This is a genomic window from Pseudomonas sp. BW7P1 (assembly GCF_024981055.1).
GTDB classification, from domain to species: Bacteria; Pseudomonadota; Gammaproteobacteria; order Pseudomonadales; family Pseudomonadaceae; genus Aquipseudomonas; species Aquipseudomonas bananamidigenes.
The window spans coordinates 4963068-4978662 of sequence record NZ_CP103374.1 but is presented as its reverse complement, the minus strand read 5'-3'; the positions used below and the strand labels follow the sequence as shown (position 1 = coordinate 4978662).

Here is a 15595-nt window from a genome sequence, read left to right as displayed (position 1 = left end):
GGAATATCGATCATGGCTGCTAAAGAAGTTAAATTCGGCGATTCCGCTCGCAAGAAAATGCTGGTTGGCGTAAACGTCCTGGCTGACGCGGTAAAAGCGACCCTGGGCCCGAAAGGCCGTAACGTGATCCTGGCAAAAAGCTTTGGCGCTCCGACCATCACCAAGGATGGCGTTTCCGTTGCCAAGGAAATCGAACTGAAAGACGCCTTTGAAAACATGGGCGCTCAGTTGGTCAAAGACGTTGCTTCGCGTGCCAACGATGACGCGGGCGACGGCACCACCACCGCTACTGTACTGGCCCAGGCCATCGTCAATGAAGGCCTGAAAGCCGTCGCTGCCGGCATGAACCCGATGGACCTGAAGCGCGGCATCGACAAGGCGACCATCGCCATTGTCAAAGAGCTGAAAGCTCAATCCAAGCCATGTGCGGATTCCAAGGCCATTGCCCAGGTCGGCACCATCTCCGCCAACTCCGACAACTCCATCGGCGACATCATTGCCGAAGCCATGGAAAAAGTCGGTAAAGAAGGCGTGATCACCGTTGAAGAAGGCTCGGGCCTGGAAAACGAACTGTCGGTTGTAGAAGGCATGCAGTTCGACCGTGGCTACCTGTCCCCGTACTTCGTCAACAAGCCGGACACCATGGTTGCCGAGCTCGACGGCCCGCTGATCCTGCTGGTCGACAAGAAGATCTCGAACATCCGCGAAATGCTGCCAGTGCTGGAAGCTGTTGCCAAAGCCGGCCGTCCACTGCTGATCGTTGCCGAAGACGTTGAAGGCGAAGCCCTGGCGACGCTGGTCGTGAACAACATGCGTGGCATCGTTAAAGTCGCAGCCGTCAAGGCGCCAGGCTTCGGCGACCGTCGCAAGGCCATGCTGCAGGACATCGCCGTTCTGACCGGCGGTACCGTGATCTCCGAAGAGATCGGCCTGAGCCTGGAAAGCACTACCCTGGAACACCTGGGCAACGCCAAGCGCGTGACCCTCTCCAAGGAAAACACCGTTATTGTTGACGGTGCTGGCAGCGAAAGCGACATTCAGGCTCGCGTTGCACAAATCCGTGCCCAAGTCGAAGAAACCTCTTCGGACTACGACCGTGAGAAACTGCAAGAGCGTCTGGCCAAGCTGTCCGGCGGCGTTGCAGTGATCAAGGTTGGCGCCGGTTCCGAAGTTGAAATGAAAGAGAAGAAAGCCCGCGTTGAAGACGCCCTGCACGCAACCCGCGCAGCCGTTGAAGAAGGCGTGGTACCTGGCGGTGGCGTTGCGCTGGTTCGCTCGCTGCAAGCCATTGCCGATCTGAAAGGCGACAACGAAGACCAGAACGTTGGTATTCAGTTGCTGCGTCGCGCTGTTGAAGCGCCGCTGCGCCAGATCGTTGCCAACTCTGGTGACGAGCCAAGCGTGGTGGTTGACAAGGTCAAGCAGGGTTCGGGTAACTTCGGTTACAACGCTGCTACCGGTGAATACGGCGACATGATCGAAATGGGTATTCTGGACCCGGCAAAAGTGACTCGTTCGGCTCTGCAAGCGGCTTCGTCGATTGCCAGCCTGATGATCACCACTGAAGCGATGGTTGCTGACATTGCTGAAGACAAGCCAGCCATGGGCGGCATGCCAGACATGGGCGGCATGGGTGGCATGGGCGGCATGATGTAAGCCAGCCTCACCCCGAAACGAAGAACCCCGCCTGCGATGAGCAGGCGGGGTTTAATGAGATGGTCAGCCTGACCGAGAAGCCCTGCAGGTTTACGCTTGCAGGGCTTTTCTCGTTTTCGGCGGAGGATCTCTCATGAACACGATGACGCTTCTCGGTATCGACATTGGCAAACACAGTTTCCACCTGCATGGCCAGGATGCCAAAGGTCATCAGGTACTGCGCAAGAAAACCAATCGCGGCCAATTGCTCAGCACCTTGGCCCAGCTACCGGCCTGCACGGTGGTGATGGAGTCATGCGGCGGCGCTCACTGGCTGCCTCGACAGATCGGCACTTTGGGCCACAAGGTGAAGCTGATCGCCCCGCAGTACGTCAAACCGTTCGTCAAAGGCAACAAAAGCGACTTCATTGATGCCGAAGCGATTTGCGAGGCGGCAAGCCGCCCCGCGATGCGCTTCTGCTCGATCAAAACCGCAGAGCAACAAACGCTTTCAGCGCTGCATCGTGTCCGAGATTCCCTGAGTGGCCATCGCACCGTCGCGATCAACCAGATTCATGGGTTTCTGCTGGAGTTCGGGATCAGCCTGCCTATTGGAACCGCTGCGCTGCACCGTGTGCCGACGTTGCTCGACAACCCGCAACACTTGGTGCCGTTGCGCCTCAAGGGTTTGGTGATGCGTCTCTACCGGCAGATTCAACAACTGGACCAAGAGATCAAGGACATCGAGTCCGACCTCAAGCATCAGTTGAAAGAGGACGACGCCGGAAGCCGTTTGCAGAGCATCCCTGGCATCGGCCCGATCACTGCCAGCGCCTTGCTGGCAGATATAGGGGATGTCTCGAACTATCGCAGCGCACGTGATTTCTCGGCTTCGTTGGGGTTGGTACCGAAACAGCATTCAACCGGCGGAAAGACAGTGCTGCTGGGGATCACAAAACGCGGCGACAAGCACATACGCCGGCTGCTGGTGCAGGGCGCACGAGCCATCATGCAGCATATCGACGGTAGGGATGATGCGTTGGGGCCTTGGGTTCGAGAGCTGCTGACGCGTCGGCACTCCAATATCGTCGCCTGCGCGCTGGCGAACAAACTGGCGCGAATCGTGTGGGCGGTACTGGCCAAAGGCGGCCAGTACGACCCACATCCGAAAGCTTGAATGTACAGCTTTAACACCGGCTTTTGCGACGTCACTGACTGATGACAGTAAACGGCAAACGGCCCGACTGAGAACCTGGCAATAAAATCAGCTTCAGAGGCTGAGGGTTTTTTCAGGACAGTCGGGAGCGGCTACTCATCGAGGGCCGAGCGTTGTGGCGCAACGCTCACAATGAGCCCGGATACATTAGCGCAAGCCAGCTTTACCGAAAACAGCCCATGAGGTTGCAGGAGATGGGCTGACCATACATTTTATTGCCCGTCAAAAAGCCTCGGGATCATCGGCCCGAGGCGTTTCGATCAGCGTTCACTGACTTGCGGATTGCCCTCTTTGGGGGCTTTCCAGCCAAGCAGCTGTTGCTTGAAGCCATAACTGGCGGTCTGGTAATACGAGATCGCGCGGCTGATCAGCGGATCGTTGCTGTCGACCCGGGATTCGCGGCTTTCGCTCAGCGCATCGTCATGCCGGCGCAGGCCCTGGCGTGGGCTGAGGATCGCCAGGTCCTTGCCGTCGAACAGCCCCAGATGCTGATAGTTGCCCACCACGACCCGAGGCGGCAGCGGGTTGTCCTGCAGCAGATTGCGACCGAAGAACGTCGATTGATAATCCAGGTTCAGCAACCCCAGCAGGGTCGGCGCGAGATCGATCTGGCTGGCCAGTTGCGCGTTTTCCCGTGGCTCGATCAGCTTGGGCGCATAGATGAACAGCGGGATCTGGTAATTGGTGATCGGCAGGTCTTCCTTGCCCGCACTGCCGGCGGTGTGGTCGGCGACGAAGATGAAGATCGTGTTGTCGAACCACGGTTTCTGCCGCGCCTGCTCCAGGAACTGGCCGATGGCGTAGTCGGTGTACTTCACCGCACCATCGCGACCGTTGCCGGATTTGATGTCGATGCGGTTTTCCGGGTAGGTGTACGGGCGATGGTTCGAGGTCGTCATCAGCTGCAACAGGAAAGGTTGCTGCTTGGCGTAGTCGGCGTCCGCCAGCTTCAGGGTCTGCTTGTACAGATCTTCGTCGGCCATGCCCCAGGCATTCTTGAAGTGGATTTCCGACTCGTCGACGCTGCTCTGATCGACAACGCGATAGCCGTTGCCGCTGAAGAATGCGTTCATGTTGTCGAAGTAGCCACGGCCACCGTACACGAACACGCTGTCATAGCCGACCGCGCTCAGTTGCTGGCCGAGGCTGGCGAAACCGCTTTCGCGACCGATGCGTTTGACGATCGAACGGCCCGGTGTCGGTGGAATGGCCAGGGTGATGGCTTCCAGACCCCGGTCGGTACGGGTGCCGGTGGCGTAGAAATTGTTGAAGTAAAGGCTCTGCTTGCGCAACGCGTCGAGGTTCGGCGTCAGGTTGCGCCCGTCACCATTGCTGCCCAGGTATTTGGCACTGAGGCTCTCAATGGTCACCAGCACAATGTTCGGTTTGCGGGTGACACCGGGGTTGTCGATATTGCGGCGGATATCCTGTGGATCCTGACCGACGAAACGGGCATTGGGCTCATTCAGTTCGGCACGCATCTGACTGGCGACTTTATCCGTCGGCAGGCTCTTGTAGAACTGACTGTAATCCAGCTCGTTGTTACGGAATGCGGCGAAGAACTGATACGGGCCATTGCTCGCCAGTTCGTTCTGATAGGCGTTGCCACCCTGAGCGCGCGGTGCGTCCTGGCTGATCAGTTGCAGACTCAGACCCGCCACCACCAACAGCGCCAGCGCGTTGAGCAGCCGACCACGCAATGGCGGCAGCGGGGCGTCGAGTGCGGCATTGAACGGCTTGCGCAGCGCGAAACTCAGCGCGATGGCCAGCACCGCCAGAAGGCTCAGCAACTTGCCGATCGGGTAGGACTCGAGCACGTTGTTCAGCACTTCGTCGGAATACACCAGATAATCGACGGCGATGAAGTTGAAGCGAACCCCGAACTCGTCCCAGAACAGCCATTCGGCCACGGCCGTGAACAACATGGCGTACAGGCTGACGGTCAGCAGTCCCTGAAGGAACCAGCGGTGACCCCGGCGGCGCCACAGAGCCGGCGGGCACAGCAACAGATACAGCCCCATCGGCAGGGCGGCATAGGCGAGGAAGGCCAGGTCGTACACCAGGCCAATGCCGAATACGGACAACGTTCCACCGCCAGCCTCATTCAGATGAGTCAGCAGCAGTACGATACGGGTGAGGAGGAATACCGCCAGCCAGGTGCCGGTGACCAGTTGCAGATAGCGCATCGGCGCCGTCTTGAGAAAAACCATTGTATTGAGTTCCTTTTATCAATGGCGCGGGAGTTTCGCGGCGCCACTGTAATCAGGCTGTGAATCGATGGTGAAAACTTTGTTAAAAAATTACTTAAGTCAGGCAAATTCGGCTGTCGGGCCGCCAACCCTAGCCCTGAACCGAAACAGGCCGTAAGCTGCGCGGGCCATGATGGCCGTTACTGTGTACGCGAGAGGTGCCCGTGCGAATTCTATTGGTCGAAGACAACCGCGATATCCTGGCCAACCTGGCTGATTACCTGGGCCTGAAGGGCTACACCGTCGATTGCGCCCAGGACGGTCTGTCGGGCCTGCATTTGGCAGCCACCGAGCACTATGACCTGATCGTGCTCGACATCATGTTGCCGGGCATCGATGGCTATACCCTGTGCAAACGCCTGCGCGAAGATGCCCGCCGCGACACGCCGGTGATCATGCTTACCGCCCGCGACCAGCTCGATGACCGCCTGCAGGGCTTCAAGTCCGGGGCCGACGATTATCTGGTCAAACCTTTCGCCTTGTCGGAGCTCGCGGCGCGAGTCGAGGCGGTGATGCGTCGGACCCAGGGCGGCGGTCGTCGCTCCCTGCAGGTCGGCGACCTGAGTTACGACCTCGACACGCTTGAAGTGACCCGCGAAGGCAAATTGCTCAAGCTCAACCCGGTCGGTCTGAAACTGCTTGCGGTGTTGATGCAGAAGAGCCCGCATGTACTGCGTCGGGAAATTCTCGAAGAAGCCCTGTGGGGCGATGACTGCCCGGACAGCGACAGCCTGCGCAGCCACGTCCACCAGTTGCGCCAGGTGATCGACAAGCCTTTCGCCAAACCGCTGCTGCACACCGTGCACGGCGTGGGCTATCGCCTGGCCGAGGGCCGCGATGGAGTTTAAGCAAAGCCTTGCCCAGCGGATCATCATCGCTTTTGCATTGATGAGTGCACTGGTGGCAGGGGCCTTCGCCATGGGCATCGTCGCGACGGTGCACCTGGTGGAAGAAAAACTGATCTCCGCCGGGCTGGGCGGCGACCTGCAGCGCCTGTTGCTGATGGACAACGTCTCGGACTGGAGCCATCGGCCGGAGCCGGATCAGCTGTTCTATTTCAGCGGCGGTCCGGGCGACTTCGAGCTGCCCAAGGATCTGCGGCACCTGGATTCGGGCTTCCACGAAGTTTTTCGCGAACAGCTGTCGTATCACGCGATGGTCGAAATCGTCGACGGCCGACGCTATGTGTTACTGCAGGATCAAAGCGATTTCGAAGAGCGTGAGCGCGTGCTGTTTGCCGTGGTGCTGGTCGGCTTCGTACTCAGTCTGGCGCTGGCGGTGTTCCTGGGCTGGGTGCTGGCGCGCAAGGTGATGGCGCCCGTGGTGCGGCTGGCGCGTCAGGTGCGTCACCGCGATCAGTTGCTGGGGCTGGCCCCGCCGCTGGCCCCGGACTATGCCGCCGATGAAGTGGGCGAGCTGGCGGTGGCCTTCGATGCGACGTTGGGGCGTCTGCGCCAGGCGCTGACCCGAGAGCGGCTGTTCACCAGTGATGTCAGCCATGAGCTGCGTACGCCTTTGATGGTGTTGGCCAGTTCCTGCGAATTGCTGCTGGAAAACCCGGACATCGATCAGCGCGGTCGTGCCCAGGTCGAGCGGATTGCCCGGGCCAGCGAAGAAATGCGCGAACTGGTACAGACTTTCCTGATGCTGGCCCGCGCTCAGCGCGAAGATGCGGGGGCGGGCCCCCGGGACAGCCTCGGCCAGGTGGCGGACAATTTGTTGGGCCTGTGGCGCGAGCCGATCGAATCCAAGGGGCTGAAGCTGATTTTCGAACCGGGCAACCCGCCGGACACTCTTTACAACGCCACGTTGCTCAATGCGGTGATGGGCAATCTGCTGCGTAACGCATTGCACTACACCGAGCGGGGTTTCATCCGGTTGACACTCAATGCCAATGGTTTTGTGGTCGAAGACTCGGGCGTGGGCATTCCCGAGGAGAAGCGTCAGGAGATGTTCAAGCCTTTCGTGCGTGGTAATGAAAAACGCGGAGAAGGCCTTGGCCTCGGGCTTTCACTGGTTCAACGGATCTGCGAAAACCAGGGCTGGAGCGTCACTTTGAGTACGATGGAACCCAATGGCTGCCGTTTCGAAGTAGATCTTGGCAAACGCGAGTCCCTCCCAAACAGCACAAAAAAGCTGCCAACCTGAACAAATGCTGTATAACCTTGAAATAATTCGTGGGTTTACGCGACGTTTTTTTCACAAAGGGATGACCTGACGCTGACACGCCCCTGCATAAGGTGGGGATATCAGCAATTCAGGAGTCCCGATAATGGCCGGCCCGATCAAGCTCGATTTTTCCGAGAAGTACGACGATAACCATGCGCAGAAATATCTGCGCAAGCACCAGGATGGCCTGGGACGTCGCCTGTCCAACTGGCGTGATCAACAGTTGGCCCGCAAGGCGTTGACTCTGGTCGGCGAACCGGGACTGGTGCTGGATCTGCCGTGCGGTGCCGGGCGTTTCTGGCCGTTGCTGGCAGAAAAACCCAATCGGGTGATCATCGGGGCAGACAATTCCGAGTCGATGATCAGGACGGCGATGCAGGCGCAGCCGGCGGATGTGGTGAAGCGGGTACAACCCTTGCACACGTCGGCGTTCGACATTGCTTTGCCTGACAATGCCGTGGACAGCATTTTCTGCATGCGTCTGCTGCATCACATCGGCGAAGCCGAACATCGGCAGGCCATTCTGCGTGAATTCGAACGCGTGACCCGGGACAGTGTGATCATTTCGTTGTGGGTGGATGGCAATTTCAAGGCCTGGAAACGCAAGCGCGCCGAGAAACGGCGCGGACAGGAAGGTTACCAGAACCGGTTTGTGTTACCGGCCGCTACGGTTGAAAAGGAATTCGAAGCGGCAGGATTCAGGATCCAGGAACAACTGGACTTCATTCCGCTCTATGCCATGTGGCGAGTTTACGTATTACGCAAGAGGTAAGAGGATGGCAGTGCAATTTGCAGCAGAAACGGAAGTCGCTCCCCAGGATCGCTTCGACTATTACTGGAACCAGCGCGGTGAATGGGTAGAAGAACCCAACGTGCGTCGTGGTGGCGAAAGTGGAGTACAGCGAGTGGTGGGGCGCGATGGGCAACTGCTGTATGCCAAACGCCAGACAGGACATATCTATCGCAGTTGGCTGCATCCGTTCGGGCGGCCGACCGTATTGCGTGAACTGGACGCGCTGACCGGCGTGACACGGTTGGGCGTACGGGTACCGGAAATCGTTTTCTGTGGTGCGCAGCCCGATCCAGTGCACAAGTGGCGGGCGTTGCTGGTCACCAAATCGCTGGACGGTTTCCAGGAACTCGAACAATGGGAAGCTGGAGGCGGCCGCGAGCGACACGGTGAAGCCGTTTATGAACGCGTGCTCAAGGACCTCGCCGAGAATCTGGCCCGTATGCACAAGGGCCGCTGGCAGCACAGCTGCATTTATATCAAGCACGTTTTTGTCAGCGTCACCGGCGAGGGTGAGTCGGCCAACGTCCAAGTGGCACTGATCGATCTGGAAAAATGCCGCCAGCGCCTGACCGCTTATCGTGCGGCGTCCCACGACATGAAACAGTTGCGTCGCCACTCGTCGTTCAGCCCGGCGGACTGGAAAAAACTCGTCTATTTTTACGAGACGGCGTTTGGCAGCGCTATCAAGGGTTTATAGCGATGAAACTAGAAATTGCACGAGGTTTGTTTCTGGTAGGAGCCTTGGCAGTTGCATCATTGGCGGTGGCGGCCTGGGAACAGCCACAAATGCAGGTGATCGGCAAATCGGGCAACGATGCCCATTGCCCGATGCCACGGGTGGCCAAGGCCACCGTGGCCACTCAACCGGACCATGATCTGCTGCTGTTCATGTTCGGGCTTTCTCAACGGATGAGGCCGCAGAGTTGAATCGATTGAAGCCTCTTTCTACAAGAGCCAAAGGCCTTGCATATGCGAGGCCTTTTTTATTGCGGCATCAGCTGGAAGGCTTGGGGTCGGGGCTGGCCAGCAGGGTATAGACACAGGGCAGGACAAACAGGGTAAACAGTGTCCCGATCGACATCCCGGTGGCAATCACCGTACCGATATCAAAACGGCTGACCGCGCCTGCACCCGTGGCCACGATCAGTGGCACCATGCCGAACACCATCGCGGCAGTGGTCATCAGCACCGGCCGCAAGCGAATCGCTGCCGCTTCCTCTACGGCCTCCCGAGCCGTCAGCCCCTTTTCCTTGCGCAGCTGATTGGCAAACTCGACGATCAGGATCCCGTGTTTGCTGATCAGGCCGATCAGCGTCACCAGGCCGACCTGGGTGTAGATGTTCATGCTCGACCAGCCGAGGAACAGTGGAATCAACGCGCCGCAGATCGAGAGCGGTACGGTCACCAGGATCACCAGCGGATCGCGGAAGCTCTCGAACTGGGCGGCCAGCACCAGGAAAATGATTGCCAACGCCAGGGCGAAAGTGACCCACAGTGCGCTGCCTTCCTGCACGAACTGCCGTGAGGCGCCGCCATAGTCGAAGGCAAAACCGGCAGGGGCCTCTTCTCGGGCGATCTGTAACACACTGTCGATGGCTTCGCCCATGCTGACCAGCGGAAACCCGGACAGCTTCGCCGCATTGAGCTGCTGGAACTGGTTGAGCTGTCGCGGTCGTGCCCGGTCGGTCACGGTGATCAGGGTCGACAGGGGCAGCAACTCGCCCTGTGTGTTTTTCACGTAGTAATTGTTCAGCCAGTCCGGATTGTCGCGATAGGCCCGCTCGACCTGAGCGATGACCTTGTAGCTGCGGCCTTCGATGGTGAAACGGTTGATTTCCGCCTCGCCCAGCAAGGTGGCGAGCGTGCCGCCCAGATCCTGCATCGACACGCCCATCTGTGCCGCCTTGGCACGGTCGATATCGACCACGACTTCCGGTTTGTCGAAGGCCAGATCCAGGTCGACGAACGCGAACTTGCCCGACTCCATCGCACGTTTCTTGATCCGGTCGGCCACTTGCAGCAGCGGTTCGTAGTCATTGGCGGTGTTGATCACGAACTCGAACGGCAGACCTTCACCGGTGCCGGGCAGGGAAGGCAGGTTGAAACCGAAGATCTGCAGGCCTGGAATGCTGCCGAGCTTGCCCTGGACTTCAGGAAGGATCTGCATCTGGGTACGGTGGCGTTCGTTCCATGGCTTGAGCAGGAAGCCGCCGATGCCGCTTTGCACACCGTTGTAGCCATTGATCTGGAACGACGAGTAGTACTCCGGGAATTCCTTGAAGATCTTCACGAACTCTTCGGTGTAGGTGTTCAGGTAATCGAGGTTGGTCGGTTGCGGTGCGTTGGCCATCATGAAAATGATGCCCTGGTCTTCGTCCGGCGCCAGTTCCGATTTGGTGAACTTGAGCAGCACCGGAATCAGGCACAGCACGATCACCGCGAACACCAGCACCACCGGGCGCGTATCGAGAGTGCCGTGCAGCATGCGCTGATAACGGCGCTTGAGGCTGTCGAAGATCCGGTCGAGTCGATGGGCAAGGCCCGTGGGGTTTTCCTCGTGACGCAACAGCAGTGCGCACATCATCGGCGACAAGGTCAGGGCGACGATGCCGGAAATCACCACGGCGCCGGCCAGGGTCAACGCGAACTCCTTGAACAGCGCACCGGTCAGCCCGGTGAGGAAACCGATCGGTGCATACACCGCCGCCAGGGTGATGGTCATCGACACCACCGGCATCGCGATTTCCCGGGCCCCCTCCAGAGCGGCCTCCAGCGGCGTCTTGCCTTCCTCGATATGCCGGTGGATGTTTTCCACCACGACGATGGCGTCGTCCACCACCAGCCCGATTGCCAGCACCATTGCCAGCAGGGTCAGCAGGTTGATCGAGTAACCCATCATCTGCATGAAGAACATCACGCCGATCATCGACAACGGGATGGTCACCACCGGGATCACCACCGAACGCAGGGCGCCGAGGAACAGGAACACCACCACGATCACGATCAGCACCGCCTCGAACAGGGTTTTCACCACCTCGTCGATGGACGCCTGGATGAACAGCGTGGCGTCGTAGGCGATCTCGCTCTTGAGGTTGGGCGGCAACTGGGCTTCCAGCTCCGGCATGATCTTGCGCACTTCCTTGATCACGTCCAGCGGGTTGGCCCCGGGGGTGGCCTTGATGCCGATGTACACCGACGGCGTACCGCCGAAGGAACTGATGGAGTTGTAGTTCTCCGCCCCCATTTCCACCCGCGCCACATCGCTCAGCAACACGCGACTGTCACCGTTGACCTTGAGCGGAATCTTGCCGAAGGCCTCGGCGGACTTCAGCTCGGTGTTGGCGTTGATGCTGGTGACCACGTATTCGCCTTTCACCTCACCGGCGGCGGAGAGGAAGTTGTACTGGCGCACGGCGTTGGTCACGTCGCCGGCGCTGAGGCCGAATCCGGCGAGCTTCACCGGGTCGATCCACAGACGCATGGCGAACACCTGGTTGCCGAGGATTTCCGCCTCGGCCATGCCCGGCAAGGTCGCCAGTTTCGGCTGGATCACCCGTGACAGGTAGTCGGTGATCTGCGGGTTGCTCAACTCCTTGCTGAAGAAGCTGATGTACATCAGCGCCGAGGCGTCGGCGGACTCCTTGCTCAGCACCGGGTCTTCGGCATCCTGCGGCAGCTTGTTCTTGACCTCGTTGGCCTTGGCCAGCAGTTCGGTGAACAGGCGATCGCTGTTGGAGCCGATGCGTGCGTAGATCGAGATCACCGAGAAGTTCTGGCGGCTGACCGAGGTCATGTAGTCGATGCCCTCGGCACTCGCCAGACTCTGTTGCATCGGCTGGGTGATATAGCCCTGAATGGTTTCGGCGTTGGCCCCGGGATAAGCGGTGGTCACCGTGATCAGGGCGTTTTCCATTTGCGGGTACTGGCGCAGCGGCAGCTTGCTCCAGGCCTGGAAGCCCAGCAGCACAATCAACAGGCTGACCACGGTGGCGAGCACCGGGCGGCGAATGAACGGATCGGTAAAGGCCATGGGAATTCCTTGATCAGTCGACGCGACGCGGACTGTTCTGTTCGCCGAGGGTCTTGTCTTCGCTGATGGCGATGTGGGCGCCGTTGTCCAGTTTGATCTGGCCGGCCGTCACCACTTGTTCGCCGCTCTGCACGCCCTTGTTGATCATCACCAGGCCATCACGGCGTTCACCGGTCTCGATGAAGCGGCGCTCGGCGATCAGTACCGGCTGACCCTGGTCGTCCTTCTCGACGCTGCCGTCCTCGGCTTTCTTCTGTCCGACCACGTACAGCGAGTTGCCGTAGAGGGTGTAGGTGACTGCGCTTTCCGGTACCACGATGTGCTTCTGCGGATCCGGCAACAGGACTTCGAGGCTGGCGAACATGCCCGGCAGCAACTTGCCGTCAGGGTTGGCCAGCGTTGCGCGAACCAGAATGTTGCGGGTGGTGCTTTCGACGATCGGGTTGATGGCGCTGATGGCGCCGGGGAAGGTCTGCCGGGGGTAGGCCGCGACCGAGATCTGGACTGGCTGACCGATGGCCAGTTTCGGCACGGATTGCTCAGGCACGTAAAAGTCGGCGTAGAGGCTGCTCAGATCCTGCAGGGTAGCGATTTTCGTGCCGCTGGCGAGGTAGTCGCCGACGTTCACCTGACGGATGCCGATGGTGCCGCTGAAGGGGGCGACGATGCGTTTTTTCGCCAGCGAGGCATTGAGCTGATTGACCGTTGCGCGGTTCTTTTGCAGGACCGCCGAGAGCCTGTCGTATTCGCCTTTGGAAATGGCGCTGCTGCCCACCAGCTGACTGCCGCGACCGAAATCCAGTTGCGCCAGACCGAGGTCGGCCCGGGCGGTTTCCAGCAGGGCGGACTCGACAGCGCTGTCGAGTTGCAGCAACGGTTGCCCGACCTTGACCTTCTGCCCCGATTCGAATTTCAGCTCGGTGACGGTGCCGGCGACTTCCAGGCTCAGCTCGACGCCTTGCAGAGCCTTCAACGTGCCAACGGTGGGCAGACGCATCTGCCACGGGCGCTCGGTGGCAGTGGCCACGGCGACGCTGATCGGCGGCTTCGGTTTGGCAAAACCCTGGATCATGGTGTAGATCGAGAAGGCCTTGTAACCGGCGAGAAGCAGAACGATCAGCAGTACAACACCCAACATGATCAGCATGCGGCGACGCAGCATATTCCAGTTCCTTGGAGAAAATCAGGCGAGACAGGCGGGCACATTACCCCGACTCCGGCAGGGATTCCAACTGCCAGTTTTTACAGGGTATGGGGGATAAGGTAGAGGAGGGGGCACCGCCGACCGGACGGTCGGCGGCGATTTTCAGGCCATCAGGTGCAGATGGTTGTCCCAGAGCCCTGCGGGCAGATCCAGCGGCTTGGCCAGCAGTTCATCCTGGCGGCAATCGTAGTAGCGGCAACGTCCTTGCCCAGAAGTCACGACAAAGCCGTCTTTCACTGCACCGACGCCGGCGCAGTCGGGCAGCGGTGCATCGAGGCGCACTTCGCCGCTGTCCAGATCCCAGATGAAGAAGCGGTTGCCACGTGGTGCGGTCAGCGCCACCAGACGCAATTCGCTGTGCACGGCGACGCTGGCGGTGTAGTGCCCCATCGACTGCAACTGATGATCCGGCACCGGAAACGCCACGAACGGCTGGCCCGGACGCTTGATCGCCAGCAATTCGGAGCGCTCCTGGGAAGGCCCCATGAACTGCTGGCCGGCGACGATGGTGCCGTCGCTGGCGATGCCCAGGTGGCGCACGCTGTTCATCTGCTGGGCGAGGGTTTCCTTGCTCAGCAGGGTGCCATCTCGTTGCATCAGCACCAGGCTCGGTTCCATGGCGTCGAGGTTCATGTCGACCCGGCTTTCGGCCTCGGTGCGGATTCCGCCGTTGGCCACCACCAGGGTTTCGCCATCGGGCATCCACGACACCTGATGCGGGCCGAGGCCGTGGGTGGAAATCTCGCCGCTGTGCACCAGGCGTTCACCCTCGAACCTGTACACCCCGAGCAGGCCGCGGCCCGGATCGCTGGTGTCGTTCTCGGTGGCGTACAGGTAATCGCCGCTGTGGTGGATCACCGCGTGGCCGTAGAAATGCCGGTTCGGCTGCGAGGTCACGGTCTGCAGCAAGGCACCGTCGCGCAGATCGATCAGGTAGCTCTCGGTGCCCGGACGCCGGGCGACGAACAGCGCGATCGGCAGCGTCGGGTGATTGATGATGTCGTGGCAGCGCTGGCCGACTTCGGTGGCGAACACCCGGGTGCCGTCCAGCCGATAACCGACGGCGTAGTGCCTGCCGTCGGTGTCGTCCCGCGCCGACAGCAGCAGCGGGCTCTGATCCTTGCGCTTGAACAGCGTCCAGCCGCCCAGTGTCACTGCTCCCAGCAGCAAACTACCTAAAGTCAGAGCCTGGCGTCGCAGCATGGCACTTGCCCTCATCAGTCACCGTCGTTGGCGTTGAAGCCCAGTTGAATGCCCAGCGCCTTGGCCAGTTCGCCTTCGTGCAGGCGATGGACGACGTTGAGGCTGTCATAGATGTCGTTGAGCTGTTGGCGACCGGCGTCGTCTTCGAGCATTTCGGTCAGCGAGCGCTGTGTGCTGCCGAACAGCTTGAGCGAAGCCGCGTACGCCGCGTCGATCTTGTCCGCCAGCGGTTTCTGTTCGGCTGGCAGCAAGCCGCGCAGGCCTTTGTTATCGACGCCTTCCCAGACGGTTTTGGCAGCGGCCAGGCTGGCTTCCATCGCCGTCAGCGACGACTGGCTGCGCCATGCATCGGCCTGGAACGGTTGCGGCACGCCTTTGCTCTGACGGCCCATCGGGGTGCCGAGCTTTTTCTTCAGGGTGTCGAGGGCGGTGACCTGTACCCGCAGCAGATCGGCGATCGCTTCGTGGGAGTCGGCGTAGCGCTGGTTGGGGAACTTGCTCATCTGCGCGAGCATGCCGTCGGTGTTGTTCCAGTTGCTCAGAATCTCTTCGGCCAGTTGTTTCTGGCGTTCGCCGATGGCCACCAGCAACGGGCAGTATCTGGCTTTCTGTTCGTCGTTGGCCACGTCAGGCTTGGCGTCGAACAGGATGTATTCGTAGGCCGACAACCCCTGGACCACGACACTGGACTTGGCCAGGGCGGCGGCGTCGATCTGCGGCTGGCTGCTGACCAGTTGCTCGACCTGACGGCCGACCAGGTTTTTCTTGTCCGGCCAGAACTGCACCTGCCACGAACGGTTGCCTTCGGACAGCGGGCCGATCAGCAGCGGTTGCAGCTCGGCCCAGGCTTTCTGTGCGTGCAGGAAGTCGGCGCGGGCGGTTTCCAGATTCTCCTTGCCCTGGCAGTAGGCGAGGGCGCTGACGGCCAGTTGCCGGTCAGCCTCGACCCAGCGGGTGTAAGTCGGCAGGATCACCGATTTGGCGATGGCGGCCGAGGTGACGGCTTGCGGATCCTGCGGCGAGCAGGCGCCGAGGGCCAGTGCGGCAAGGCTGGTGAACAACAGCTTGGGACGGAACATGTCGGGCTCCCGATTCT

Annotated in this window: 12 protein-coding genes; 7 read left to right on the top strand and 5 right to left on the bottom strand. The window is 60.2% G+C overall.

Annotation, left to right across the window (positions count from 1 at the left end; genetic code table 11):
* Positions 1–12 precede the first annotated feature (12 nt).
* Both groL and NWV16_RS22375 read left to right on the top strand, forming a co-directional pair.
* Entirely contained in the window at positions 13–1656 is a 1644-nt protein-coding gene (groL, locus tag NWV16_RS22380; protein ID WP_260520800.1) for a chaperonin GroEL, read from the top strand.
* A 133-nt stretch (positions 1657–1789) separates the two neighbouring features.
* Positions 1790–2812 carry an IS110 family transposase gene (locus NWV16_RS22375; RefSeq protein ID WP_260520799.1) on the top strand — a complete coding sequence of 341 codons (1023 nt, stop codon included), beginning with the start codon at positions 1790–1792 and terminating at the stop codon, positions 2810–2812.
* Positions 2813–3111: 299 nt separating this feature from the next.
* Here NWV16_RS22375 and NWV16_RS22370 read toward each other — a convergent pair whose 3' ends face one another.
* Positions 3112–5061, bottom strand: coding sequence for an LTA synthase family protein (locus NWV16_RS22370; RefSeq protein ID WP_260520798.1), 1950 nt, complete (start codon positions 5059–5061; stop codon positions 3112–3114).
* 203 nt (positions 5062–5264) lie between these two features.
* Here NWV16_RS22370 and colR point away from each other — a divergent pair, with 203 nt between their 5' ends.
* The 5 genes from colR to NWV16_RS22345 all read left to right on the top strand — a co-directional run bounded on the left by colR (position 5265) and on the right by NWV16_RS22345 (position 8989).
* On the top strand, positions 5265–5948 hold the full coding sequence (gene colR / locus NWV16_RS22365; protein WP_065258608.1) for a two-component system response regulator ColR: 684 nt from the start codon (positions 5265–5267) through the stop codon (positions 5946–5948).
* Positions 5938–7248, top strand: coding sequence for a sensor histidine kinase (locus NWV16_RS22360; protein WP_260520797.1), 1311 nt, complete (start codon positions 5938–5940; stop codon positions 7246–7248). The genes colR and NWV16_RS22360 overlap by 11 nt, the downstream gene beginning before the upstream one ends.
* 124 nt (positions 7249–7372) lie before the next feature.
* Entirely contained in the window at positions 7373–8041 is a 669-nt protein-coding gene (locus NWV16_RS22355; RefSeq protein ID WP_065258606.1) for a class I SAM-dependent methyltransferase, read from the top strand.
* Between the two features lie 4 nt (positions 8042–8045).
* Positions 8046–8759 carry a lipopolysaccharide kinase InaA family protein gene (locus NWV16_RS22350; protein WP_260520796.1) on the top strand — a complete coding sequence of 238 codons (714 nt, stop codon included), beginning with the start codon at positions 8046–8048 and terminating at the stop codon, positions 8757–8759.
* 2 nt (positions 8760–8761) lie between these two features.
* Positions 8762–8989, top strand: coding sequence for a hypothetical protein (locus tag NWV16_RS22345; protein WP_065258604.1), 228 nt, complete (start codon positions 8762–8764; stop codon positions 8987–8989).
* 67 nt (positions 8990–9056) lie between these two features.
* Here NWV16_RS22345 and NWV16_RS22340 read toward each other — a convergent pair whose 3' ends face one another.
* The 4 genes from NWV16_RS22340 to NWV16_RS22325 all read right to left on the bottom strand — a co-directional run bounded on the left by NWV16_RS22340 (position 9057) and on the right by NWV16_RS22325 (position 15578).
* A complete protein-coding gene (locus NWV16_RS22340; protein ID WP_260520795.1) occupies positions 9057–12092 on the bottom strand; it encodes a multidrug efflux RND transporter permease subunit in 3036 nt (1011 codons plus the stop codon).
* Positions 12093–12105: 13 nt separating this feature from the next.
* A complete protein-coding gene (locus NWV16_RS22335) occupies positions 12106–13254 on the bottom strand; it encodes an efflux RND transporter periplasmic adaptor subunit (protein WP_260520794.1) in 1149 nt (382 codons plus the stop codon).
* A gap of 144 nt (positions 13255–13398) precedes the next feature.
* Complete coding sequence (locus NWV16_RS22330) at positions 13399–14499, bottom strand: DUF1513 domain-containing protein (protein ID WP_260520793.1); 1101 nt, start codon at positions 14497–14499, stop codon at positions 13399–13401.
* Between the two features lie 14 nt (positions 14500–14513).
* The gene (locus tag NWV16_RS22325) at positions 14514–15578 is read right to left on the bottom strand and encodes an imelysin family protein (protein ID WP_260520792.1); all 1065 of its coding nucleotides are present in this window, start codon (positions 15576–15578) and stop codon (positions 14514–14516) included.
* Between the last annotated feature and the right edge of the window lie 17 nt (positions 15579–15595).

Coding starts and splice junctions, on each gene's coding strand:
- NWV16_RS22330 (WP_260520793.1), bottom strand. CDS start 14,499: ATGCTGCGACGCCAGGCTCTGACTTTAGGTAGTTTGCTGCTGGGAGCA.
- NWV16_RS22335 (WP_260520794.1), bottom strand. CDS start 13,254: ATGCTGCGTCGCCGCATGCTGATCATGTTGGGTGTTGTACTGCTGATC.
- NWV16_RS22340 (WP_260520795.1), bottom strand. CDS start 12,092: ATGGCCTTTACCGATCCGTTCATTCGCCGCCCGGTGCTCGCCACCGTG.
- NWV16_RS22375 (WP_260520799.1), top strand. CDS start 1,790: ATGAACACGATGACGCTTCTCGGTATCGACATTGGCAAACACAGTTTC.
- NWV16_RS22345 (WP_065258604.1), top strand. CDS start 8,762: ATGAAACTAGAAATTGCACGAGGTTTGTTTCTGGTAGGAGCCTTGGCA.
- NWV16_RS22355 (WP_065258606.1), top strand. CDS start 7,373: ATGGCCGGCCCGATCAAGCTCGATTTTTCCGAGAAGTACGACGATAAC.
- NWV16_RS22325 (WP_260520792.1), bottom strand. CDS start 15,578: ATGTTCCGTCCCAAGCTGTTGTTCACCAGCCTTGCCGCACTGGCCCTC.
- NWV16_RS22360 (WP_260520797.1), top strand. CDS start 5,938: ATGGAGTTTAAGCAAAGCCTTGCCCAGCGGATCATCATCGCTTTTGCA.
- NWV16_RS22370 (WP_260520798.1), bottom strand. CDS start 5,061: ATGGTTTTTCTCAAGACGGCGCCGATGCGCTATCTGCAACTGGTCACC.
- NWV16_RS22350 (WP_260520796.1), top strand. CDS start 8,046: ATGGCAGTGCAATTTGCAGCAGAAACGGAAGTCGCTCCCCAGGATCGC.
- groL (WP_260520800.1), top strand. CDS start 13: ATGGCTGCTAAAGAAGTTAAATTCGGCGATTCCGCTCGCAAGAAAATG.